Annotated in this window: 22 protein-coding genes; 12 read left to right on the plus strand and 10 right to left on the minus strand. The window is 49.5% G+C overall.

Translation table 11 applies throughout. The features are described from left to right. Positions 1-34 precede the first annotated feature (34 nt). The 6 genes from sufB to HRU77_02575 all read left to right on the plus strand — a co-directional run bounded on the left by sufB (position 35) and on the right by HRU77_02575 (position 5,977). Positions 35-1,471: a Fe-S cluster assembly protein SufB gene (sufB, locus tag HRU77_02550; GenBank protein QOJ19679.1), complete on the plus strand. Its 1,437-nt coding sequence runs from the start codon at positions 35-37 to the stop codon at positions 1,469-1,471. Next, positions 1,468-2,262: a Fe-S cluster assembly ATPase SufC gene (gene sufC / locus HRU77_02555; protein ID QOJ19680.1), complete on the plus strand. Its 795-nt coding sequence runs from the start codon at positions 1,468-1,470 to the stop codon at positions 2,260-2,262. Before sufB ends, sufC begins: the two co-directional genes overlap by 4 nt. Then, positions 2,262-3,560: a Fe-S cluster assembly protein SufD gene (gene sufD / locus HRU77_02560; protein ID QOJ22038.1), complete on the plus strand. Its 1,299-nt coding sequence runs from the start codon at positions 2,262-2,264 to the stop codon at positions 3,558-3,560. Before sufC ends, sufD begins: the two co-directional genes overlap by 1 nt. A gap of 2 nt (positions 3,561-3,562) precedes the next feature. Continuing rightward, positions 3,563-4,822: a cysteine desulfurase gene (locus HRU77_02565; GenBank protein QOJ19681.1), complete on the plus strand. Its 1,260-nt coding sequence runs from the start codon at positions 3,563-3,565 to the stop codon at positions 4,820-4,822. Continuing rightward, a complete protein-coding gene (locus tag HRU77_02570) occupies positions 4,822-5,301 on the plus strand; it encodes an SUF system NifU family Fe-S cluster assembly protein (protein ID QOJ19682.1) in 480 nt (159 codons plus the stop codon). Before HRU77_02565 ends, HRU77_02570 begins: the two co-directional genes overlap by 1 nt. 115 nt (positions 5,302-5,416) lie before the next feature. Next, entirely contained in the window at positions 5,417-5,977 is a 561-nt protein-coding gene (locus HRU77_02575; protein ID QOJ19683.1) for a NifU family protein, read from the plus strand. A 191-nt stretch (positions 5,978-6,168) separates the two neighbouring features. On the opposite strand, the gene HRU77_02580 is transcribed toward HRU77_02575, so the two are convergent. The 4 genes from HRU77_02580 to HRU77_02595 form a co-directional block, all read right to left on the minus strand. After that, on the minus strand, positions 6,169-6,732 hold the full coding sequence (locus HRU77_02580) for an elongation factor P (GenBank protein QOJ19684.1): 564 nt from the start codon (positions 6,730-6,732) through the stop codon (positions 6,169-6,171). An 81-nt stretch (positions 6,733-6,813) separates the two neighbouring features. Further along, positions 6,814-7,950 (minus strand): elongation factor P maturation arginine rhamnosyltransferase EarP, encoded by a 1,137-nt coding sequence (gene earP / locus HRU77_02585; protein ID QOJ19685.1) that lies wholly within the window; start codon positions 7,948-7,950, stop codon positions 6,814-6,816. Between the two features lie 55 nt (positions 7,951-8,005). Beyond that, a complete protein-coding gene (locus tag HRU77_02590; protein QOJ19686.1) occupies positions 8,006-8,776 on the minus strand; it encodes a DUF4126 family protein in 771 nt (256 codons plus the stop codon). Positions 8,777-8,840: 64 nt separating this feature from the next. Beyond that, positions 8,841-9,281, minus strand: coding sequence for a universal stress protein (locus HRU77_02595; GenBank protein ID QOJ19687.1), 441 nt, complete (start codon positions 9,279-9,281; stop codon positions 8,841-8,843). Positions 9,282-9,614: 333 nt separating this feature from the next. Here HRU77_02595 and HRU77_02600 point away from each other — a divergent pair, with 333 nt between their 5' ends. After that, a complete protein-coding gene (locus HRU77_02600; protein ID QOJ19688.1) occupies positions 9,615-10,442 on the plus strand; it encodes an SH3 domain-containing protein in 828 nt (275 codons plus the stop codon). Positions 10,443-10,594: 152 nt separating this feature from the next. Here HRU77_02600 and HRU77_02605 read toward each other — a convergent pair whose 3' ends face one another. Further along, on the minus strand, positions 10,595-12,217 hold the full coding sequence (locus tag HRU77_02605; protein ID QOJ22039.1) for a diguanylate cyclase: 1,623 nt from the start codon (positions 12,215-12,217) through the stop codon (positions 10,595-10,597). 62 nt (positions 12,218-12,279) lie between these two features. Next, entirely contained in the window at positions 12,280-12,705 is a 426-nt protein-coding gene (locus tag HRU77_02610) for a group III truncated hemoglobin (GenBank protein QOJ19689.1), read from the minus strand. 223 nt (positions 12,706-12,928) lie between these two features. Here HRU77_02610 and HRU77_02615 point away from each other — a divergent pair, with 223 nt between their 5' ends. Further along, positions 12,929-14,539: an NAD-dependent malic enzyme gene (locus HRU77_02615; GenBank protein QOJ19690.1), complete on the plus strand. Its 1,611-nt coding sequence runs from the start codon at positions 12,929-12,931 to the stop codon at positions 14,537-14,539. Between the two features lie 25 nt (positions 14,540-14,564). Here the strand turns inward: HRU77_02615 and serB are convergent, their stop codons facing one another. Both serB and HRU77_02625 read right to left on the minus strand, forming a co-directional pair. Continuing rightward, a complete protein-coding gene (gene serB, locus HRU77_02620; GenBank protein QOJ19691.1) occupies positions 14,565-15,395 on the minus strand; it encodes a phosphoserine phosphatase SerB in 831 nt (276 codons plus the stop codon). A 48-nt stretch (positions 15,396-15,443) separates the two neighbouring features. Beyond that, entirely contained in the window at positions 15,444-16,910 is a 1,467-nt protein-coding gene (locus HRU77_02625) for a GGDEF domain-containing protein (protein ID QOJ19692.1), read from the minus strand. A gap of 316 nt (positions 16,911-17,226) precedes the next feature. On the opposite strand from HRU77_02625, the gene HRU77_02630 reads away from it, so the two are divergent. The 4 genes from HRU77_02630 to HRU77_02645 all read left to right on the plus strand — a co-directional run bounded on the left by HRU77_02630 (position 17,227) and on the right by HRU77_02645 (position 22,503). Further along, positions 17,227-18,723, plus strand: a complete 1,497-nt coding sequence (locus HRU77_02630; protein QOJ19693.1) for a leucyl aminopeptidase — start codon at positions 17,227-17,229, stop codon at positions 18,721-18,723. 121 nt (positions 18,724-18,844) lie between these two features. Further along, positions 18,845-19,270 carry a DNA polymerase III subunit chi gene (locus HRU77_02635; protein ID QOJ19694.1) on the plus strand — a complete coding sequence of 142 codons (426 nt, stop codon included), beginning with the start codon at positions 18,845-18,847 and terminating at the stop codon, positions 19,268-19,270. 32 nt (positions 19,271-19,302) lie between these two features. Next, a complete protein-coding gene (locus HRU77_02640) occupies positions 19,303-19,650 on the plus strand; it encodes a hypothetical protein (protein QOJ19695.1) in 348 nt (115 codons plus the stop codon). An 81-nt stretch (positions 19,651-19,731) separates the two neighbouring features. Next, positions 19,732-22,503, plus strand: coding sequence for a valine--tRNA ligase (locus HRU77_02645; protein ID QOJ19696.1), 2,772 nt, complete (start codon positions 19,732-19,734; stop codon positions 22,501-22,503). A gap of 203 nt (positions 22,504-22,706) precedes the next feature. Here HRU77_02645 and HRU77_02650 read toward each other — a convergent pair whose 3' ends face one another. Both HRU77_02650 and HRU77_02655 read right to left on the minus strand, forming a co-directional pair. Beyond that, on the minus strand, positions 22,707-23,282 hold the full coding sequence (locus HRU77_02650) for a PEP-CTERM sorting domain-containing protein (GenBank protein ID QOJ19697.1): 576 nt from the start codon (positions 23,280-23,282) through the stop codon (positions 22,707-22,709). Between the two features lie 150 nt (positions 23,283-23,432). Continuing rightward, positions 23,433-23,813, minus strand: a complete 381-nt coding sequence (locus tag HRU77_02655) for a hypothetical protein (GenBank protein ID QOJ19698.1) — start codon at positions 23,811-23,813, stop codon at positions 23,433-23,435. Between the last annotated feature and the right edge of the window lie 21 nt (positions 23,814-23,834).

Raw genomic sequence — 23,834 nt, forward strand, 5'->3', positions numbered from 1 at the left:
TCAAACAAAAGATACTAAAAAAGGAATAAACCAAATGAACGCAGTATTGCAAAGTCTGGTTAATCAACCGTATAAGCATGGTTTCGTTACAGATATCGAATCCGATATTGCACCCAAGGGATTAAATGAGGACATTATCCGGTTAATATCGGCGAAAAAAAATGAACCCGAATGGCTTTTGTCATTCCGTCTGAAAGCCTACGAAAAGTGGCTGACCATGGCCGAACCTGAATGGCAGAATGTTCACTATTCCAAAATTGATTTTCAGGATATCAGCTATTATTCAGCGCCGAAGCCAAAGAAAAAACTGGCCAGCATGGATGAAGTCGATCCCGAATTGTTGCGCACGTTTGAAAAACTCGGTGTCCCGATGCACGAACGCGCGGCCCTGGCCGGAGTGGCTGTCGATGTCATTTTCGACAGCGTTTCAGTCGCCACCACTTACAAGCAAAAACTGGCGGAAGTTGGCATCATTTTCTGCTCTATTTCGGAAGCGGTGCATACGCATCCCGAACTCGTGCAAAAATACTTGGGAACTGTCGTTCCGGTTGGCGATAATTATTTTGCAGCCCTGAATTCCGCAGTATTCACCGATGGTTCTTTCTGTTTCATTCCCAAGGGTGTCAAATGCCCGATGGATTTGTCCACGTATTTCCGCATTAATACCGAAGGATCCGGGCAATTTGAAAGAACCTTAATCATCGCTGAGGAGGGTGCCTCTGTCTCCTATCTCGAAGGCTGCACCGCTCCGCGCTTTGATACCAATCAATTGCACGCGGCCGTGGTTGAGCTGATTGCATTGGATAATGCGGATATTAAATATTCAACGGTGCAAAACTGGTATGCCGGTGATGAGAAAGGCGTCGGCGGCATCTACAACTTTGTCACCAAACGAGGATTGGCAAAAGGTAATAATTCCCGCATTTCCTGGACACAAGTGGAAACCGGCTCGGCCATTACATGGAAATACCCGTCGTGCATTTTGCGCGGCGACAACTCCGTCGGTGAGTTTTATTCCGTAGCCGTCACCAACAATTATCAACAGGCGGATACCGGTACAAAAATGATTCACATCGGAAAAAATACCCGCAGCACTATCGTCAGCAAAGGCATCACCGCAGGTCACTCAAACAGCAGCTATCGCGGGCTTGTGCGCATCGCTCCGACTGCCGAAGGCGCTCGTAATTATTCGCAATGCGATTCCATGCTGATCGGCGATCAATGCGGCGCACATACATTTCCGTACATTCAAGTACACAATAACAGCGCCACAGTTGAACACGAGGCATCCACGTCAAAGATCGGTGAAGACCAGCTTTTCTATTTCTCGCAACGCGGCATCGGCGCGGAAGAAGCTGTTTCGATGATTATCAACGGTTTTTGTAAAGACGTATTCCAGCAATTGCCGATGGAATTCGCTGTTGAAGCCACGAAGCTGCTGAGCTTCAAACTGGAGGGAAGTGTCGGATGATTATTGAAAACAGTTCAACTATTCTTTCAGTTCAAGGGTTACGCGCCAGCATCAATGGCACTGAAATTCTCAAAGGTATCGATCTGACGGTCAAAAGTGGAGAGATTCACGCCATCATGGGCTTAAACGGCTCGGGTAAAAGTACTTTTTCAAAAGTGCTTGCAGGACATCCATCCTATGAAGTAACCGGCGGAACCATTCAATTTGAAGGTAAAGATTTGCTGGAATTGCCGCCCGAAGAGCGCGCTCGCGCTGGTTTATTTCTCGCTTTCCAGTATCCCATCGAAATTCCGGGAGTCGCCAACACACAGTTTCTGCGCCTTGCTTACAATACCGTGCAAGCACAACGCGGCAAAGAGGAATTGGATCCGCTGGAATTCGACGATTATGTGCGCGCAAAAATGAAGTTGCTGGAAATGAAGCCTGATTTTCTCGATCGCAGTGTCAATGAAGGTTTTTCCGGCGGCGAGAAAAAGCGTAATGAAATCCTGCAAATGGCGTTACTGGAGCCTAAACTGAGTATACTCGACGAAACCGACTCGGGTCTCGATATTGATGCGCTGAAAATCGTTGCCAGTGGCGTCAACCGGCTCACCCATAAAGACAATGCCACAATTCTGGTTACCCATTATCAGCGGCTGTTGGATTATATCGTACCCGATTTTGTGCATGTCATGCAGGCGGGACGGATTGTAATGACCGGCGGCAAGGAACTCGCACTGGAATTGGAAACACGCGGTTACGACTGGATCGGTACTGACGCACAAGCGATGGCCGGAGCGAATGCATGATGAGCGAAGCAACCCGTACGGATTACCTCGAGTGCCTGCTGAAATCCTGGCAGGCAAAACCTGCCGAATCACTATCTTGGCTGAACCAATTGCGAGCGCAAGCCATTGATCGTGTCAGTACACAGAAATTACCGACCAAGCGTGATGAAGAATGGCGCTTCACCGATATTTCACCGCTGACCACTCTCCCCTACCGGCCGTCTCAACCGGACGTAAGCTTACAAATTCAAGATATTCAGCATTTGTTCTTGGATGAAGTAAAAAGCCGCTTGGTATTCATTGATGGTTATTTTTCGCCGCAATTATCGGTCATCACCAATCCTGCTCTCGTGATCGGCAACTTGCCTGCACTTTTATCCACGCATGCATCAGCCTTGGAATCTCATCTGGGTCAGTACGCACGCTTTGATCAGAATGTGTTCACCGCATTGAACACTGCTTTTTTGCGCGATAGCGCAGTAATTATCGCACCTCGAAATACCGTCATCGCCGATCCCATTCACGTGTTGTTCATCGCAACGCAGCGTGAAGTTACCAGTTATCCGCGCTGTTTATTAATCGGAGAATGCAGCAGTCAAATCACATTGATCGAAGATTATGTAGCGCTGCAAGAAGCCGCTTACATTACCAATGCCACCACGGAAATCAGCCTGGCTGGCAACGCTCACGCGCAGCATATTCGGATTCAACGAGAAAGCGCGCAAGCTTTCCATTTTGCAAACTGCGCTGTCGCACTGGCGCATGCCAGCCATTATCAATCGGTCAGCATCTCGCTGGGATCGAGGATTTCACGTTATAACCTGGATGTCCGCTTAACCGATGAAGCAGCCGAATGCGTTATTGACGGACTGACCTTGATCTCGGATCGTCAACTGGCGGATACACATACTTGCATTGATCACAGCAAACCGAATGGCACGAGTCGTCAACAACACAAATGCATCGCCGATGATACGGCGCATGCGGTTTTCAATGGAAAAATCATCGTGCGCCCGCATGCGCAGCGCACCAATTCGTCACAATCCAGCCGCAACTTACTGCTGAGTAAGACCGCGCAAGTAGACACCAAACCGCAATTGGAAATTTTCGCCGATGATGTCAAATGCGCGCATGGCGCAACGGTTGGGCAACTCGATCCGGAAGAAATCTTTTATTTGCGTAGCCGCGGTTTGTCGGAAAAAGCTGCGCGCAATTTATTAACCTATGCGTTTGGCGCTGAAATTATCGACCGCATCCCGGTAACATCGCTCAGGCAGCAACTCGCACAAGCGGTGCTCGAACAAACGCAAAGCAACTGAACATGAATCCAGTCACTACCTCTTTGAAACCTAAGATCTCTTCCGGCTTTGATTGGGAAAAAATTCGTGCCGATTTCCCGATTCTGCAACTCAAGATTGACGACAAGCCCCTCATTTACCTGGATAATGCAGCCTCGAGCCAAATGCCGCAGCAGGTTATCGATCGATTGGTGCGTTATCAAACGACGCAACACGCCAATATCAACCGCGCTGTCCATTATCTGTCCGAAGTCGCCACGATGGAATATCACAATGCGCGCTGCAAGTTGCAGCAATTCATCAATGCGCGCGAAGACCGGGAAGTGATCTTCACCAGCGGAACAACCGATTCCATCAATCTGGTGATGCATGGTTATGGACGGAAATTTATCAAGGCAGGTGATGAAATCATTCTGACGATGATGGAACATCATTCCAACATCGTGCCCTGGCAAATGCTGGCCAACGAGAAAGGCGCAAAAATCCGCGTGGTCCCGATCAATGATAACGGTGAGCTTGAAATTGATGACTATGAAAAACTCTTCAATGAACGCACCAAATTTGTCGGTCTCATCCACGTATCCAATGCGCTGGGTACGATCAATCCGATCAAGGGCATGATCGATTTCGCGCATCGTCACGGTGTGCCGGTGCTGATCGACGGCGCGCAGGCGGCGCCGCATATCCCTATCGATGTACAAGCACTCGATTGCGATTTCTATGCTTTTTCCGCACATAAACTCTGCGGCCCGACCGGGGTCGGCATACTCTATGGCAAAGCAGCTTTGCTTGAAGCAATGCAACCTTTCAAGGGCGGCGGCGACATGATTGCCTCTGTCACTTTTGAGGAGACGATCTACAATACGATTCCGCACAAATTCGAAGCCGGCACACCGCCTATAGCCGCTGCGATCGGCTTTGGCGCCGCGATTGAATATTTGACGGTCATCGGAATCGAGCACATCGCTGCTTATGAATCCAGTTTGCTTGAATATGCAACCGGATGTCTCAGTGCCATGCCCGGTGTCAAAATCATAGGTACTGCGGCAGAAAAAACCGCGGTAATTTCCTTCACCATCGATGGCGTTCATCCGCATGATGTCGGTACCATTTTGAATCAGGATGGCATCGCCGTCCGCACCGGGCATCATTGCGCGCAACCCATTATGCAACGCTTTAATGTGCCGGCCACTTCGCGCGCTTCATTTGCTTTTTACAATAAAAAAGCAGAAATCGACGCCTTGGCTGCCGGCATTAAAACCGTACAAAAGATTTTTTTATAATGCATACCAATTCACTGTATCAAGAAGTCATCCTTGACCATAACCGCAAGCCGCGCAACTACGGTAAGCTGGATCATGCCAATCATCATGCCACCGGACATAATCCGTTGTGCGGCGACCGCTTGGATATTACGCTGCAACTGGACAATGATCAGATTAATAACATTGCGTTTCAGGGCGAATCCTGCGCCATCTGTAAAGCATCCGCTTCGATGATGACGGCTGCAGTCAAGGGAAAATCCCGTACCGATGCGGAAACACTGATTCATGAGTTTCGCGAATTAGCCACAGGAAAGCTGGATATCAATCAACCGCATCACCTGGGCCGGTTGACGGTTTTTTCCGGCATACGGGATCTGCCCACGCGCGTTAAATGCGCCATTTTACCGTGGCACACCTTGCACGCCGCGTTAAATTCAATCACCAGCGCATCGACTGAAAGCGACGAATCCGCTCCTGCGATGCCGGATAATGCTTAGTTTGGCAAATGCATCCAACATTCGATCCGCCGTAACTATGTTGAGTCAATCCCCTATTACCACTCAAAATTGTTTTACCGATTAACCGCAGGATTCAATATTACGAAAAATCAAAATGCCAAAAATTGCTGATATTGAAGGTACGCCGAATAAGAATGCCTTGAAATTCATCCTCAAGGAACCGCTGACATGGGGAATTGCACGCTCATACGATAACGCCGAAGCCGCCAAAGACGATCCGCTGGCTTCCGCGCTGTTCGATATCGATCACGTTACCAATGTTTTTTATATCGACCATTGGATCACCGTCACGCAAGATGGTGAAGCCAATTGGCAGGATCTGGCGCGTGAAATTGCCGATCCTATCCGCGCAGCTCCGGCCGCCACCGCCCAGTCCGCCGAGACTGTCGCTGCTGCCAATAACGAGCTGGCTAATCTCAGCTCGGAAGATCAATTACGCCTGGATAAAATTAATGTTTTGCTGGATGAAGAAATTCGCCCGTATTTGCAAAGTGACGGTGGCGATTTGCATATCTTAGGATTGGAAGGCAATATTCTGCGCATCCATTATCAAGGCGCGTGCGGCACATGCCCGAGTTCGATATCCGGTACATTGCGTGGGATTGAAAACATGCTGAAAACCATCGAACCCGACATTCGGGTTGTCGCTGTTTAATTCCCAATAAAAAAGGTGGCATAGCCACCTTTTTACCTACGGAAGCTCTGAAAAACTCATGCTGCGTTGAAACCAGGCTCAAAATGCTCATTTACCCATCGTAAACTCCGCTTTTTCGCCTGATTTCGCCTTGCCTGACCCACGTCGCTCATTACCTTTTTCAGAGCTTCCCTACCAATCCAATCCGGCGATCAAACACGCTTTCTGAATTCGTTGTTGTGCGGATCAATTTCAATTTTGTCGCCGATTTCCACGAAGGCGGCAACTTGGATTTCAAAACCGCTTCCCACCAGTTTGGCCGGCTTCATAATTTTTCCGGTGGTATCGCCTCGCACCGCAGGTTCGGTATATTCCACTTCGCGCACGATCGTATTAGGTAATTCAACGGAAATCGCTTTACCATCGTAAAATGTTACCTGACAAACATCTTCCATGCCGTCTATCAGGTAATTCAGGACATCCTGCATATTGTCCGCTTCCACTTCCACCTGATTATAGTCAGCATCCATGAAAACATAGAGCGGATCGGCATAGTAACTATAGGTACAATCTTTTTTATCGAGAACGACCAAATCGAATTTTTCATCCGCCTTGTAAACTGTTTCCGTCGTGGTACTGGAAAACAAATTTTTCAGTTTCATTTTAACCACCGATGCATTGCGGCCGGATTTGGTAAATTCTGCCCGTTGCACGACCATGGGGTCATTCCCTACCATCACGACGTTACCTGAGCGGAGTTCCATTGCGGTTTTCATATCTTTATCAATTCCCAAATGAAGTTAAAGCATAGTTGATGTGTTTTCTGCGCTTGCCAGCAGCAAACCAAAAGGGGCGAATTATAGCTGATTTTCAGTAAATTGCACCAGATTGGATACAAGATCGGCTTGTTCGTCTAACCGCTGCACCCATTTTTTATTACACTGCGTCAGAGACTCGCGCAAGCTCAGGAAGTTCATCCAGACAGCATTATTTATTCCATTCCCGCCATTCCAGTAAAGCCACATTTCACGCACCGCAGATGCCGTTTCCGGCGGCATGTCCACGGTATAGAGATCAAGAAACGCATACAATTTTTTCCAGTGCGCGCCTTCCGCTTGCGGATAAATATTCCAAATAAACGGATTAAGCGCCCATTGCGCGCGCACGAAGGAATCTTCCCCTCGCACAAAATTAATGTCGCAACTCCACAGCAACCGGTCATAATCGGCTTGCGCCATGAATGGAATGATTTGCACCGTTAATTGTTTCTGTTCGATCAATCCCTCGGTCCGCACCGCTGCACGCCCCGATAAAGCCACAATACGCTCCGCGGCTTTTCCTTGCGGCACGATCAACAAAACCGGAACCGGAGACTCGGATAATATGTGAACTAACCCTTCGATTGGCGCAGTGTCGTAACAAAACAATAAAATACGGACTTGATGGGCGCGGCGTTCAAGTATCTTGTGTTGCTGCAAAAATGCTTGCTCCGCCGCAACATCAAACGCTTCCCGTTGTGCCATCAAATGCTTTTCCCGCAACAACCCGCCGGTGCCTGGCACAAAACCCGGGAAGAAAAATGTTTTGGCTAGGGGAAAACGCGGATTTGGCGAAGGTAGGCCGTGATAGTGCACCACCCAAGGCTCGGCGCTGAGGTATTCTAGATTGATCCAAACCGGTTGCTTTCTCTTGCGCAGCATGGCCGCGATGTAAGCATCCGGCAATTTGCAGGCAAATGCTTCAATCACCACGTCGGCCGGCTCAACTTCCGCAAACACCGGTTGCCACTGACAGATTTCAATCCCCTGCACGCTTTGCCGCTGCATGCCGGGATTTACATCGGGCGCAATACGGGAAAAAGACAACAAGTCATCGATCCATAACCGCACAATTTGACGATAATCCTGTGTCAACTGTTTTGCCAGTCGCCAGCAAACCCCGATGTCACCGAAATTATCGACAACCATGCAAAAAATATCCCAGCGGCGCGGCATAAGGATTTAAATGAGTAAAATTACGTATCGTGAGTTTACCAATCGATCAGGCCGGTCAATGATTGCTTTCTTGCAGGATTCTCTCTTTTTGCTGCTCAAATTCCTGTTCCGTCAGCGCGCCTGTGTCCCGCAATTGTTGCAATCGCTCCAAGGCCGATAAGTGATAATGTTTCTGCATAAGGGGCGTACCTGGTTCATCGGGCGTAACCGGCTTTGCTTTCACCAAGCCAAGAAACTTTCCTATTTTACTGAACATCACTTTGATCAGGCGCCACAACTTGGGCAACAGCCAGATGGCAATGCCGATGAAAACGATCAGCAATATAAGAAAGATTTCCGGGTGCTTGAGTGCGGCCCACATGCCGGAAAATACCAGAAAATCTCCTGTCAGCGACGCCGACCAATTGGTAAAAGGCTCGGGCGATGTATTGATCAACAGCCGTGTCCCCGCTTTAGTCATATGGCTTGTCGCCGCCATGCCGCCGCCCAAAATACCCGCCGCAATTTCCAATGCCGGCGTCACATCGCCCACCGCGCCAGCCGCTAGCATAGCCCCAGCCGGAATGCGCACGAAGGTTTGGATGGAATCCCAAACGGAATCCATTCCCGGTATTTTGTCGATGAAAAATTCGATGAAATACATCACTGCGGCAGCGCCGATCACCAAGGGATCTTCCAAAACCGTCAACTCCGCGGGCAAATCGATATGACCGGTCGAACCACCCCAGCCCAGCACCAGCAGAACCGCGTACAGATTGATGCCGCTCGCCCAGGAAACCCCCATCATCAGGGCGATCGTTGTTAACAAAGCTTCATAATTTTCCATAATGCGACTTCTTGAAATGAGAGATTCTACGATCTGATTTCCGGCTATGACCGTGCAGCCAATATCAGCCGCCGCGAATCAGCAGCACGGGAATATGCGCGGTGCGCACCACCCCTTCCGCCACGCTACCCAGCAGCATATGACTAAAACCGGAGCGGCCATGCGTACCGATCATGATTAGATCCGCCTTATTATTTTTTGCTTCGGCCGTAATGATATTGGCCACTCGCTCACCATGCGTTTCGAGCAATTTTGCCTCGACCGCTACCCCGGCTTGCTGCAATTTTGTTTGCGCTTGTGCGAGCATTTTCTCACCGCTGCCTCTCATCGCATGAACCAGCTCAGCATAATTCAGATAATTTTCGCTATCGAAATACCAAATATCTTCCAAAACATGCACGACTTCCACACGCGCGTTTTGCTGCCGGGCAAATTTAATCGCCTCGTCCAATGCACGCTCGGATATTGCGCTACCGTCGATCGGCACCAATATTTGCTGATACATATCATCTCCGTACAAAAAATGCGCTTGGAAACTCTGTAGAATAGAAAGCTTGACCCATTGTCTTTATACCGACACAGCGGCATTGTATTTTGAAACAATAAAAATGCATACTGCGAATTCCGTCATTCCGGTATGCTGAATACCTGGAAAACCGCTCGATTCTTCAGTAAACTTGATTTTGATGCGATTTGTTTCATGTACGCGCTTAATTGACCGGATTATAAAATAATTGATTGTGGATCCTATTTTTCTATCAATTGAAACCGATCGCATCACAATATACGTATGATCAGTCCGATACGGACACAGCGGTAAATCTACCGGGAAGAGAGTATGCTGAATCAATCAGGATTGCAGAACAATAAAACGGTAAAGTTTCGATTTGATACGCCATCATGTCACCCTGGTAAAAATGTTCGTTCATCATCAAATCTGCTGATTCCCGGCATTATTGCCCTGTTTTTTGCCGGATGCGCATCCCAGGAGCAAGTTCCCGCTCCGGTTATTGAAACAGCACCCGTCACTTCTTCGCAGGAAGAAAATTTACGCAAAGAAATCGCCCGTTTGGAGAAATTGCTCGCGGAAAAAGACGAGCTGATCAAGAATCAACAAATACGCCAGAAAAATCAAGCACTCGCACTTAAGGAAGTGAATAAGGAAGCCACTCGGACGCAAGTAAAATTACACCGGCTTGCAACCAAACCCGGCACCGCTTCCGCCATTGCGGAAACCGAAGTAGCGCTGGCAAACCTGAAACAAACAAAAGTTTCTCCGGCAGATCAGGTTCTGCAAATTCAGGCTAAGCATTTGATCGATGCAGCCTCGGTGCTGTTTGCAAAAGATCAATATGCTTCAGCTATGAATTATATTACCCAGGCCAAGCAGTTAATCAGTTTGATAACCACTCCCAATCACAAGAAAACGATAGATGAGAATAGTGCGCTGCTGGAATTTCATACACCGATCAAATTACACACCAAAGCGAATGTCAATTTACGCAAAATGCCCAGCGCTCATGCACAATTACTGACCACGCTGAAAAAAAATACCGCTGTCATCGCCAATGCCAGCCAAGGTTCATGGTTGCGTGTTCAAGTCAATGAAAAACAAGGCTGGGTTCTCAATACCGGTCTTGAGGTAGGTAAAAATCACAATCCTTAGGAAGCTCTGAAAAAGGAAGCAAGCGATGGCCAGGCAAGGCGGCTGAAGTTAAAGCGTATGAAAAATAACCTCTCGTGAGAGGTGAATTTTCGAGCACTATCTATCATAGATCGCTTACGATCGCCGCCTTCTTCAGGGTTCCTTGGTCTAAGCTATTCTGATGTTGCGGATTTTGGCGATACGCTGTAAACCTGATCGCGTCCGGCCCGCTTGGCTTCGTATAAAGCGCCATCGACCCGGGATAACAGTATGGTGAGCGAGCTATCTTCCGGTTCACTTTGTATGACCCCGATACTGAGCGTTACCTTGAGCGTTTTGTTGATCGTGCTGCAATGCACACTGGCTGCATGCACCCTAATACGCTCCGCTGTTTTCAGCGCTTCACTGATTGCGGTGTCGGCCAAAATAATAATGAATTCGTCGCCGCCGTAACGTGCGGCAAAGTCAACGTTGCGAATCGATTGCGAGATCTTTTTCGCAACGCCGGCGATGATTTCATCGCCAGCAACATGCCCGAGGCTATCGTTCAGTGTTTTAAAATGATCGACGTCGATCATCAGCACGGAAAACGGACGCTTGTTCCGCTCATAACGCGCCAACTGGTCATTAATGATGGCATTCAGCTTATTACGGTTATACAACCCCGTCAGGCTGTCCGTTACCGATAATGTTTCCAATAACGCGTTCTTTTGCTGCATGGCGGCGCTGGCTTGTTCGATCTCGGCTTGATCCCGGCGCAACTGGTCCGTCATCTGATTGAACATTTGCGTCAGCTGCCCCAGCTCATTGCGTTGCGTGTTCACTAATTCAACGTTGAGATCGCCTTTCACAATCCGCTCTGTCGCATCAATCAATTTTCTCAACGGTACGACAATGGCATGACTCATCTGAAAAGCAATCGTAGCCACGATCAGAATGATGACACTGATCAGGCTGACAAAAAAATTCCGCTGCTGCTCCCAAAAAGCATAGATCAATTGATGGCTTCTGGTCGCGATGATGGTGATCAGCGGCTTATCCGATACATAAGCCAAACCCGCTACTTTTTCCTGCCGTGGCCCTTGAAATATTTCATACTCCCCCGGGTGATCGCGCAAGTGTTTCAATACTGCCGGATCAAGCGTGACCGGATTATCCGGATTGACAATTGAAACATCGCTGGCCAGCATGATGTAGTCGTTGGTGTCCAGCAACAAAACATCGCCGGGCGGGGATTTAACTTTATTCTTCAAATTTGGCTGAATATCGCGCAAATCAAAAGTGACGATCAACGCGCCCAAAATGAAGTCATCCACCGATAATATGGGAACCGCGATACTCAGTATGGCGGTTGCATAGCCGGCACTCCACTGCGGCGGCGCGACCACCTCGCCTTGCGTCGATGCGTCTTGCGGCCAATTTTGTGAGAGCTTGACCGGAAAAGGCGTTTCCGTATTACTGGCGATCACTTTCCCGTCGACATCGACGACGGTTAATTCCAGCACGGCATCCAACCGTTTATGCACGGACTTCAAGTACAGCTCCAACGATTTCCGTTGGGCGATGAGCTTGTTCTTTTTCGACTGATTTTCCAGCGATAGTCCTTCAATCAAAATTTTAGAAGTCGCCAGTTCACGGACCGCAAGGATTTGTTCTTTGATCCATAAATCCAATTCCCGGCTGGCATAATTGGCCAGAGCGCGCAACTCACGGGTGACATTCTCGTTGATCATCGTTTCGTTTTGCTGAAACGACAGTATGCCAAGCGCCAATGAAGGAATCAGCGTAGCCAAAATGGAGAAAACGATGATCTTGCTTTTGATGCTTCTCAATATCGATCCCGTGAAGTAATAAAACGCTATACAGTATGAAGCGCGACAGGTTGTTTATCCGGATAATTACTCATTTGATAACCTTGCCACAACCGCCCCGCAATAAACGTTGCAATGGCATTGGCTTGCTGCTGCAGGTTCGGATTGCCCAGTTCTTCGGTTGTCTCTTTGAAAAGTTGCAGCCAGCGCTCAAACAATGCCGCGTTGAGATCGGGCAAAGCGATATGTTTCGGCATCGGTGCGCCGCGGAACCGGCTGGTGCCGCGCAGCTGCGCCGACCAGAAATTGATCATCTGTACAAAATGCGCATCCCAATCGATGACATGCGCTTCGAAAATCGGACCGAGCCCCGGATCCTTCCGGGCTTTTGCGTAAAATGTGTGAACCAGATTTGCGATTTCTTCTTCGGTGTATAAATTGGGATCGGGCATTGGAAACAGTGATTGACTCATAAATAGAAATTACCTCAGTACTGGTTAAAAAAGAATTTGTATGATAACAAAACTGGACTATAACGGTGTTTTGCAGACAGGGCTGAAAACCGTTACCTTATGATAGAAACTAGTTTATCTTCGGACATCCGGATTGTCCAACTTTACATCAAATCAGGCGGCTTTCTTTGTATCGTACGATAACAGCAAAATCCACGGGATTATGTGACAGGGAGTGAGCAACATGAAAAATTTATTCGGTAAAGCATTGCTGGTTGACCCGGTCTTCACCAAATCGACGGCATTTACACGCGCAGAACGGCAGCGTTACGGTCTGCGCGGATTACTGCCTTACGATGTCGCCACGATGCAAAAGCAGATAGCGCGCGTGCTCGACAACATGCGCTGCAAAAGCAGCGCGATAGAAAAATATATTTTTTTAAACGCATTGCTGGAGCGCAATCAGCGGCTTTTTTACCGCACCATGATCGACCATATCGAAGAAATCATGCCGCTGGTTTACACTCCGACCGTCGGTGAAGCCTGCAAGGAGTTCGCACACATCTTTAGAAAACCGCAGGGATTCTACATCACGCCCGAAGACCGCGGGGCAATTGCCGACATTCTGAAAAACTGGCCGGAACAGGATATTCGCGTCATCGTCGTAACCGATGGCGAGCGCATCTTAGGCCTGGGCGATTTGGGCGCCAACGGCATGGGAATTCCGATCGGCAAGGTCGCTTTATATGTCGCCTGCGCCGGTATTCATCCAGCCCACTGCATGCCAATCATGCTCGATGTCGGCACGAATAATGTGCCACTGCGCGAAGATCCGCTGTATTTGGGTTATCCCTATCCACGCATCGGCGGCGACGCTTATCGCGCATTGGTCGATGAATTCGTGCAAGCGGTGCAAGTGCGCTTCCCTAACGCCGTGATACAGTTTGAAGACTTCCTGACGCCGCACGCCTTTGAATTTTTAGAGCGTTATGGTCACCGGGTACGCTGTTTTAACGACGATATTCAAGGCACCGCCGCCGTGACTTTAGCGGGCATTTACACCTCATGCCGCATCACCGGAAAGAAATTCGCCGATCTGAATATCATGTTTCTCGGCACCGGATCGGCGGCCAGCGGGACTGCGGAATTGGTAGTGGAAGCGTTTTGCCAGGCGGGATTGAGTAAACCGCAAGCGCAAAAACGGTTATGGTTTATCGGCCGGAATGGATTGGTCACCACAGCCACTGACAACGTCAAAGCACGCATCAAACCCTTTGCGCAGGACCATACTGCGTGCAGCTTCGTGGATGCGATCGGCGCGATCAAACCCGATGTGCTGATCGGCGCAACCGGGGTGGCCGGCACCTTTACCGAAGCCATCGTGCGCCGCATGGCCGCGGTCAATGAGCGCCCGGTGATCATCGCCTTATCGAATCCAACCTCGCATACCGAATGCACTGCGGAACAAGCCTATCAATGGAGCGATGGACGGGTGATTTTCGCCAGCGGCAGTCCGTTTGACGCCGTGCGCTATGGCGATACGGTATTCAACCCGGCGCAAGGCAACAATGCCTATATTTTTCCGGGAATCGGTCTGGGCGTTTTCGCCAGCGCTGCGCGGCTGGTGACACAAAGCATGTTCCTGGCAGCCGCCGAAGTGCTGGCAAGCACGGTCACGGAACAGGAAATTCAAACAGGCGCGGTTTATCCGGCATTACCCCGGGTGCGCGATGTTTCGCTGGCGATCGCAACCGTCGTTTGCCAGGTGGCAATGACTGAAGGGTTGGCGGAAAAAGCGTTGCCGCAAGATTTGAGCGGCTATATCCGATCGTTGATGTACGAACCGGATTATTGAATCGAATACTTTACCGGTTTGTTGTTCAGGCGAATAAATTGGTAACGCCGTCCAAGCCGACATAATCGATCGAATACGTCGCCTGCTGCTTGACGATCGGTTTGGCATGATACGCGATGCCGACACCGGCTGCGGTCAACATATCCAGATCGTTGGCGCCGTCACCGATGGCGATGACCTGCTCGCGCCGCAATCCCAATTCATCGCAAACCTGTCTCAGCACGTGCGCCTTACCTTGCCGGCCGATGATGTCGCCGACGACTTTTCCGGTTAAGCGGTTATCTTCAATCTCGAGCACATTTGCCGCAGCATAATCGAATCCGAGCTTCGTTTTGATACGCTCGGTAAAAAAAGTAAAACCGCCGGAAATCACCATTGTTTTCAAACCCGACCGTTTCGCGAGTTGCAGCATTCTTTCCGCGCCCGGGCTGAGTTTGACCCTTTCATCGTAAACTTGCTGCAAAGCATCTTGGTGCAAACCCCGTAATAACGCTGTGCGCTGCGTCAGGCTTTCTTCAAAACTGATCTCGCCGCGCATGGTTTGCAAAGTGATGGCCGCGACTTGCGGCTTGATCTGCTGCATGTCGGCGATTTCGTCAATCGACTCAATGGCCAGCAGCGTTGAATCCATGTCCATCGCAATCAGCCGGAAATCGGCAAGTTTTCTGTCGGCACCGACAAAAGCAAAATCCAATTCGGCTTCTGCGCAATAACCGGGGACAGCATCAGAGTGAGTGGCATTGGTCAAACGGAAGGCTTGCCCGGTAATCCGTTCAATGCCATCGGCATGAGCTAGCTTTGCCAGCTCGCGCAGATCGCTGTTGTTTATTTCCAATCCTTGGATGATTAAGTTCATAAGATAGTCAATCGTCTTAACGTAACGGTTGCAGCGCTGAAAAGAATATCAAGCTTTCTCGCTCCATTCCATAACGCGATTCCGGCCGGCATGCTTGGCGGCATAGAGTGCGGCATCGGCCGCTTTGATCAGATCTTTCGGTTCCCGAAAATACGCCGCATTTTCCTGATAACCGGCAACACCGATGGAAGCGGTGATGCGGATTGTGTTGCGGCCATCGAATTTATACGCGATATCCGCGATCGAATCTTTTAAACGGGCAATGAGATTTCTCGATGCCGCCAGCGAAGTGCCCGGAAGAATCAAGGCAAATTCTTCGCCGCCGTAGCGGCTCAAGGTATCATCCTGGCGGATTTGATCGAATACGGTTTTTACCACCATGGCCAACAATGAATCTCCCGCGATATGACCGTAGGTGTCGTTGACATTTTTGAAATGATCGAGATCGATAATCGCAATCGTCAGCGGCAAATCGTATTGCAGCGCAAGATTGAATTCACGCCGCAGCGTTTCATCGAAGTAAGTGCGGTTATAGGCACCGGTCAAGCCATCGCGTTGCGATTTATCTTCCAGTTCCCGCATTCTGGACAGATCGTGAATCATCAATAATTCTTTGGCTTCCGACAGGATACCATCGGCTTCCGATGAATCGTGAATGCTCATTTCGAACAAATCTTCAACCGCTTTCAAGCCGACTTCCATGATTTTGATCACGTCGATCAACACGTGCGCATCGAATCCGAGCCATTTCTGCGCCGCCTCGTTCAACGCGGTCATTTTTTCCGTTTCTTGCGGAAAAAGAAAATAATCGGCCAGGTAACGGGAAACCGCCAGACACGATTGCAGCGTCGGCCCCAGATTCTTGGGTTCCGGCTGAGAATGGCTATTAATGCAGGATAATGCGATGTAATCGGGAATATGCCATTTTTTCAGCAGCATGTAACCCAGCTCATCATGTCCCGCACCGAATGTTTCTCGTTCGGTGGCGAGCAATACATCGTGATCCGAGGTCGATGTGAACACTTTGCCATATTCTTCCGGCATGATGACCCAGAAAGCCAGGATGCCGATTTCCTGGATTAATCCGGCCAGGAATAGATCATCCAGATAATTCAGCTCAAGCTTTTCCCCCAGAGCACGCGCGGCGAGCGCTGATGCAATGGAGCGGCGCCAGAAAATCGTGTTGTCGAAAGCCGCGCTGGAGTCCGGCAGCTTGCTTTTCATCATCGAATGCGTCAGCGAAAAAGATAAGGCGATGACAAGAACGGTGTGCGTTCCGAGAATACTGACCGCCTGCCGGATATTGGTCGCCACCCGGCGGGACTTATACAGCGGGGTATTTGCAGTGCGCAACAATTTCGCCGATAGCACCGGATCCAAGGAAATATACTGACAAACAGTTCCGATATCGGCATCCGGATCATTCGCCATTTCAATTATCTTGACCGCCACGGCCGGTAAACTCGGCAGCGCTGTACATTGATACAGCCGTCTTTTCAATGCATCATCAATCACTTATTACCCTTTATCTTAGATGATATTCATATATTGTTGAATAATATGCTGATTGTTCATTATTATAAAAAAACCGTATATTAACTTATTTTTTTAGCGCTATCCGTAATAATTCGCAGGCATTTCCGGCTTATTTCCGATAGAGCAATACAAGTATTCATTTTTTCAACCGGGCTGATGCTATGATGTTGCATAACATGCAGTTGCATTACTATGCTTATTTTGAACAAAGCAAGTACACGATAACCGGCTATAACAATCAATTACATTACATTAGCGAATGACTCGGAAGAGCATTCTTAACAAGGAGTTCAATGTGGAATTTGGAATAAAAGTAGGATCAGCGGAAAAACAACGCGGTGCTTGTGCAGTCATCGGTATCTTTGAATCGAGAAAACTGGCGGATTCAGCCAAAGTTCTGGACAAAATCACGCACGGCTATATCAAAAATATCCTCGCATCGGGCGATATGGACGGCAAGGCGAATACCACCCTCCTTTTGCACAATGTGCCGGATACACTGTTCAAGCGGGTGCTGCTGGTAGGATTGGGCAAAGAACAGGAATTCAAGGAAAAATCATTCCTAGCGGTGCTCGGCGCAGTTTTAGGCGCGCTGCAGAAAACCGCGGTTACCGATGCCACGCTGTTTTTATCCGATTTCCCCGTTGCAGACCGCACGATCGCGTGGAAGGTTCATCAAACCGTGATTACCGCAGCCGGCAGCAATTACCGCTTCGATCAACTGAAAAGTAAGCCGGACAACAATCAAAGCAGTTTACGCAAAATGGTATTGTGCATCGATAATCGCGACCATCTGGCTGCTTGCGAAGAAGCCATGCAACACGGTATAGCGGTCGCGCACGGCATGAATCTGGCCAAGGATTTGGGTAATCTCGCTCCCAACATCTGCACCCCGACGTATCTCGCCAAACAAGCCAAAGATCTTGCCAAATCTCATAAGCTTAAAGTCACCGTATTGGAAGAAAAAGATATGGAAAAACTCGGCATGGGATCGTTGTTATCCGTCGCACGCGGTAGCGAGCAACCGGCGAAATTGATCGCGCTGGAATATCACGGCGCGGCCAAAAAAGACCAGCCGGTAGTTCTGGTCGGTAAAGGCGTCACCTTCGATACTGGCGGCATTTCGCTCAAACCCGCCGCTGAAATGGATGAGATGAAATTCGACATGAGCGGTGCCGGTAGCGTTTTAGGCACATTGCTGGCGGTGGCCGAAATGAAATTGCCGGTCAACGTCGTCGGTATTATTCCGGCCACGGAAAATATGCCCAGCGGCAAAGCAACAAAACCGGGCGATGTCGTCACCAGCCTGTCCGGGCAAACCATCGAGATTCTCAACACCGACGCGGAAGGTCGCTTAATTCTGTGCGATGCACTCACGTATGCGGAACGCTATAACCCGAAAGCGGTGATCGACATCGCCACATTGACCGGCGCTTGTGTCATCGCATTGGGAAATTTCACCACCGGCCTGATGAGCAACGACGACAAGCTGGCACAAGAGCTTCTCGCTGCCGGAGAACTCGCCGCCGACCGTGCTTGGCAGTTGCCGTTATGGGATGAATACCAAGATTTATTAAAAAGCAATTTTGCCGACATCGCCAATATCGGCGGGCGGGCTGCCGGAACCATCACCGCCGCGTGCTTTTTGTCACGCTTCACCAAGAAATACCGCTGGGCTCACCTGGATATCGCAGGCACGGCGTGGAAATCCGGCAAGGATAAAGGTTCAACCGGCCGCCCGGTGCCGCTTTTGACGCAATTTCTGATTGCGCAAGTCAAAGCCATGAGCTGAATTGATTCATAAATTGCTGATTAATTTATGATCCGGAATGACTGTGGCATCTCAAACCGCGGCCGTGAATTAACCAGCCGCAGGAATGCCCAGGCCGTAAACTTGGCCGGACTATGATTCGATGACGCAGATTTATTTTTATTCGGGATCGAACGACAAGCTGCAAACGGCTTGCCGGCTTTGCGCCAAGGCTGTGCAGCAAAATATGACCGTGCTGATTTATGCACCCGATATGGCTGTGCTGGAACAATTGGATCAACTGCTGTGGACTTTCTCGCCCACCAGTTTTATCCCGCATTGCGATATCCGCGAAGACAGCGAACTGGTCAACACAACGCCGGTTATTCTGAGTAACCGCATCCCGGCCGACAGGCAGTTTGACGTGTTGCTGAACCTGTATCCGCAGCAACCGCCTTCGTTTGATCGGTTCGACCGGTTGATCGAGATTGCGGATACTTCGCCGGAAGGCAAGCAAGCGGCGCGCGCGCGCTACCGTTTTTATAAAGATGCCCATTATCCGATACAGCATTTTAATCTGGACGATTAAACAAAAAACCGAATAATACGGATTCTTTAGTCATGAGCGACGATAAAACCGCAGCAGATCCCGATGATGCTGAAGTCTTGGATAAATTCCGTAATTTGCTGGGCAAGTACCAGAATCAAGGCAAAATCACCGGCTCGATGCCGTCTAACAACGTGTCTGCAACCGGCAATACAATATCCCATGAAACCAACCCGATACCGTTGCTGACGGAAATCGTAACGTTGCATCCCGCGGTGATACACCGCCAACCCGCCCGCTTGACACCGATACGGCAGATTCTCGACGCCGCGCTGGAAGAAGCGCAGATCGAAATGGATGCGCAAAGCCGCAAGGCGCTGGCGCGCGCGCTGGAAACCCGCCTGGCAAAACAAATCAAATAGCCGTTTTTCTTGTTATCCGCAGCCATACCCCATCCGCTATAATGGCGATCTTTTGCGCCATTCAATACAACGATTAAATCCATGGAACTCGAGAAAAGCTTTGACCCTAAACGCATTGAAGACCGCTGGTATTCCATCTGGGAATCGGCCGGCTATTTCAAACCGTACGCGGCGGCCGATCAAACCGGTCAATCCGCTTATTGCATCATGCTGCCGCCGCCCAATGTCACCGGCACGCTGCACATGGGGCATGCGTTTCAACATACTTTGATGGATGCATTGACGCGCTATCACCGCATGCTGGGCGATAACACCCTGTGGCAGCCGGGTACCGATCATGCCGGTATTGCCACACAAATCGTGGTCGAACGCCAGCTCGATCAGCAAAAACTCGACCGCCGCACCATGGGGCGAGAAGCGTTCTTAGAACGGGTATGGCAATGGAAGGAAGAATCCGGCTCCACCATCACGCGGCAAATGCGCCGTCTAGGTACTTCGTGCGATTGGACGCGCGAACGATTCACCATGGATGCCGAATTATCGCGCGCCGTGACCGAAGTATTTGTGCGCCTGTATCGCGAAGGACTTATTTACCGCGGAAAGCGGCTGGTGAATTGGGATCCGGTACTGCAAACCGCGGTTTCCGACTTGGAAGTGGTTTCGACCGAGGAAAACGGCTCGTTGTGGCATATCCGCTACCCGCTGGAGCAGGCGGACGGCATGCATATCGAACCCAGCGAAGCCCTAATCGTCGCCACTACCCGCCCGGAAACCATGCTCGGTGACGTCGCCGTGGCTGTACACCCTGACGATCCGCGCTATCAGCATCTGATCGGCCGTCATGTGCGATTGCCGTTATGCGAACGTACCATTCCAATCATCGCGGATACTTACGTCGATAAAGAATTCGGCACGGGTTGCGTAAAAATCACGCCGGCGCACGATTTCAACGATTATCAAGTCGGCCAGCGGCATCATCTGGCGCCGATCAATATTCTCACGCTGGATGGAAAAATCAATGATCTGGCGCCGCTTGACTATCAAGGCATGGATCGTTTCGACGCACGCAAAAAAATCGTTGCCGACCTGGAAGCGCAAGGTTATCTGGTTGAAGTCAAACCGCACAAACTAATGGCGCCGCGCGGCGACCGCACCAACACCATCATCGAACCGATGCTAACCGACCAATGGTATGTAGCCATGGAAGGTCTGGCTAAACGCGGCTTGGATGTAGTCGCGCAAAGCGAAGTCAAATTCACGCCGGACAACTGGACGCACGTGTATAACCAATGGCTGGAAAATATCCAGGATTGGTGTATTTCGCGCCAATTATGGTGGGGTCACCGCATTCCGGCATGGTACGACGAAGACGGCAATGTCACGGTAGCGCACAGTTTGGAAGAAGCGCAACAGCTTTCCGGCAAGAGCAATCTGAAACAAGATGACGATGTGCTGGATACCTGGTTCTCATCCGCGCTGTGGCCGTTTTCCACCCTCGGCTGGCCGGATGAAGCGCCGGAATTGAAAACTTTCCTGCCAACCTCGGTGCTGATCACCGGCTTTGACATCATTTTCTTCTGGGTTGCGCGCATGGTCATGATGTCATTGCATTTCACCGGTAAGGTACCGTTCCGTGAAGTTTATATCACTGGCCTGATCCGCGACGCCGAAGGCCAGAAGATGAGCAAATCCAAAGGCAATGTGCTCGATCCACTCGACTTGATCGACGGTATCGCATTACCCGATTTGATCGCTAAGCGCACCACCGGATTGATGAATCCGAAACAAGCCGAATCCATCGAGAAAAATACCCGCAAGCATTTCCCCGATGGCATTCCGGCCTTCGGCACCGACGCCCTGCGTTTCACGTTCGCCAGCTTGGCTTCGCATGGCCGCGATATCAAGTTCGACATGCAGCGTTGCGAGGGGTACCGGAACTTCTGTAACAAGTTATGGAATGCCACGCGCTACGTGCTGATGAATTGCGAGGGCAAAGATACCGGGCTGGATGAGACACTGCCCCTCGCCTACTCCGCCGCGGATCTATGGATCATCGGCCGGTTGCAGCAAGCGGAACAAGCGATTGCACAGGCGTTTGCCAATTACCGCTTCGACTTGGTTGCACGCGAAATTTACGAACTGGTGTGGGACGAATATTGCGACTGGTACGTTGAACTTGCCAAGATACAACTAAACTCGGATCAAGAAGCAGCGCAACGAGCTACCCGCCGCACCTTGGTGCGTGTATTGGAAGCCATGCTGCGGCTGGCGCATCCCGTCGTTCCGTTCATTACCGAAGAATTGTGGCAAACGGTTGCGCCGCTGGCGGGAAAATCCGGTGCCAGCATCATGCGTCAGCACTATCCGATCGCTGATCTCCAAAAAATCGATCAACATGCGCTGGACAATATCTTGATGTTGAAAGAGCTGGTCAATGCCTGCCGCACCTTGCGCGGCGAAATGAACCTATCGCCCGCATTGAAAGTACCATTGCTGGCAAGCGGAGATGTGCAAATTCTGGAGAAATATCAACCATACCTGCTGGCCCTGGCCAAATTATCCGGCATGGAAATCCTGTCTGAAGGATTGCCCGATGCCGATGCGCCGGTATCCATCGTCAAAGATTTTAAGCTGATGCTTAAAATCGAGATTGATGTAGCCGCCGAACGCGAACGCCTAACCAAGGAAATTGCCCGCATCGAAGGGGAAATCGGCAAGGCGCAAGCAAAATTATCCAACCCAAGCTTTGTTGAACGCGCGCCAGCCAATGTCGTCGAGCAGGAAAAAGATCGCCTGACGGCATTTAACGCCAAACTGAGCAGCTTGACCGAGCAATTGAGAAAATTGAATTAACTGAGGAAGAGTTCATAAAAAATACGGGGGACAACACTCCGAGTCGCAGCACTACCTGATCCGGAGTATCGCTTGTGTTGATTGATAGCATAAGCATGACCACTTTTTGAATTTAAATCTGACAGACCCGGCCAAGCCATAAGCCAAAATCACAAAAAACGGGAGCCTCAGCTCCCGTTCCGAATTGAATCGACGTTTAAAAATTACATTGCTGATTCTTTTCTGCGGCGCGCCACAAAACCAAGTAAACCAAGACCCGCTAATAGCATGGCATAGGTTTCAGGTTCTGGAACTGGAGCAAAAATAAAGTGATCATATGCAAAGCCGGCTCCCGTAGAAGAATCATCCATGTACAGACTGGTTACGTGTGAAAATGCGCTCAGATCGACAAGGCCGTTTGAGGATAACCCCACCGTGCCAAGCAATGCCGCTCCGTCGAATATATTGACATCAACGTGATCACCTGGATTATATCCGAATGCGACAAAACTCAGACTATTAACCGCAGTTGAAAAATCAACCTTCAAGTCCGCTTCACAGTTGCCACCTCCCGTTAGCGCGCAGATTTCATGATCGATACCTGAGGCACCTACATAAAGATTACTACCAAAAGAAGTGATGGTCGCATTGGGCAGCACCAATACGGTAGTACCTTGAGGACCAAACGGAAGCCCACTAAAATCAAGCGTATCCGCCGATACCGTTGTTGAAGCCAGTATTAAACTTGCTGAAGCAATAGTTGCAAGCTTATTTACTGTACTGCGTTCTATCTTATTCATTTTTACAACCTCCCAATTTTATTTTTGATCGAAGCTATTTGATTAGGAAGCTATAAAGCAATCTAATCTTCTTGGAATATAGTTAATTCATATTCAACAATAAATAGTATGTATGTATCTTTTTTCTAGTACACATGTCCTATTGATTGTTTACTGATTGGACCAGTATTTAAGCTTCCCATCCTTATCAAAATACAGATAGGTTCCGGTTCCAATACCGATGAAATCAGATCCGACAATTGGGGAATCGGCTCCGGGAATATGGTATTCCCAAGTATCCCCACCCGGATTTTTACGGGTTCCATAGCACCATTTGCACGGCAAACCCCACGAAGCGATAACTTGCTCTTTTGTCATACCCACCGCGAGTTCTTTTAGATCAATTGCTCTGCGTATCTCCTCCGGTAAGCCGGCATCTGACAAAACGTCTTGCCTGATTCGGTTTTCCTTGACTACACCACAACCAATAAGCAAAAAAATGACTGCCGCCAATGCAATAATTAATTTCTTACTCTTAAAAAATTTATCCATTGTAGACCTTTATTGACTCTT

It is taken from the genome of Gammaproteobacteria bacterium (genome assembly GCA_015709615.1).
GTDB lineage: Bacteria > Pseudomonadota > Gammaproteobacteria > Burkholderiales > Nitrosomonadaceae > Nitrosomonas.

Excerpts from the sequence above, each read along its gene's own strand:
- sufB (QOJ19679.1), top strand. The coding sequence starts at position 35 with ATGAACGCAGTATTGCAAAGTCTGGTTAATCAACCGTATAAGCATGGT.
- sufC (QOJ19680.1), top strand. The coding sequence starts at position 1,468 with ATGATTATTGAAAACAGTTCAACTATTCTTTCAGTTCAAGGGTTACGC.
- sufD (QOJ22038.1), top strand. The coding sequence starts at position 2,262 with ATGAGCGAAGCAACCCGTACGGATTACCTCGAGTGCCTGCTGAAATCC.
- HRU77_02565 (QOJ19681.1), top strand. The coding sequence starts at position 3,563 with ATGAATCCAGTCACTACCTCTTTGAAACCTAAGATCTCTTCCGGCTTT.
- HRU77_02570 (QOJ19682.1), top strand. The coding sequence starts at position 4,822 with ATGCATACCAATTCACTGTATCAAGAAGTCATCCTTGACCATAACCGC.
- HRU77_02575 (QOJ19683.1), top strand. The coding sequence starts at position 5,417 with ATGCCAAAAATTGCTGATATTGAAGGTACGCCGAATAAGAATGCCTTG.
- HRU77_02580 (QOJ19684.1), bottom strand. The coding sequence starts at position 6,732 with ATGAAAACCGCAATGGAACTCCGCTCAGGTAACGTCGTGATGGTAGGG.
- earP (QOJ19685.1), bottom strand. The coding sequence starts at position 7,950 with ATGCCGCGCCGCTGGGATATTTTTTGCATGGTTGTCGATAATTTCGGT.
- HRU77_02590 (QOJ19686.1), bottom strand. The coding sequence starts at position 8,776 with ATGGAAAATTATGAAGCTTTGTTAACAACGATCGCCCTGATGATGGGG.
- HRU77_02595 (QOJ19687.1), bottom strand. The coding sequence starts at position 9,281 with ATGTATCAGCAAATATTGGTGCCGATCGACGGTAGCGCAATATCCGAG.
- HRU77_02600 (QOJ19688.1), top strand. The coding sequence starts at position 9,615 with ATGCTGAATCAATCAGGATTGCAGAACAATAAAACGGTAAAGTTTCGA.
- HRU77_02610 (QOJ19689.1), bottom strand. The coding sequence starts at position 12,705 with ATGAGTCAATCACTGTTTCCAATGCCCGATCCCAATTTATACACCGAA.
- HRU77_02615 (QOJ19690.1), top strand. The coding sequence starts at position 12,929 with ATGAAAAATTTATTCGGTAAAGCATTGCTGGTTGACCCGGTCTTCACC.
- serB (QOJ19691.1), bottom strand. The coding sequence starts at position 15,395 with ATGAACTTAATCATCCAAGGATTGGAAATAAACAACAGCGATCTGCGC.
- HRU77_02635 (QOJ19694.1), top strand. The coding sequence starts at position 18,845 with ATGACGCAGATTTATTTTTATTCGGGATCGAACGACAAGCTGCAAACG.
- HRU77_02640 (QOJ19695.1), top strand. The coding sequence starts at position 19,303 with ATGAGCGACGATAAAACCGCAGCAGATCCCGATGATGCTGAAGTCTTG.
- HRU77_02645 (QOJ19696.1), top strand. The coding sequence starts at position 19,732 with ATGGAACTCGAGAAAAGCTTTGACCCTAAACGCATTGAAGACCGCTGG.
- HRU77_02650 (QOJ19697.1), bottom strand. The coding sequence starts at position 23,282 with ATGAATAAGATAGAACGCAGTACAGTAAATAAGCTTGCAACTATTGCT.
- HRU77_02655 (QOJ19698.1), bottom strand. The coding sequence starts at position 23,813 with ATGGATAAATTTTTTAAGAGTAAGAAATTAATTATTGCATTGGCGGCA.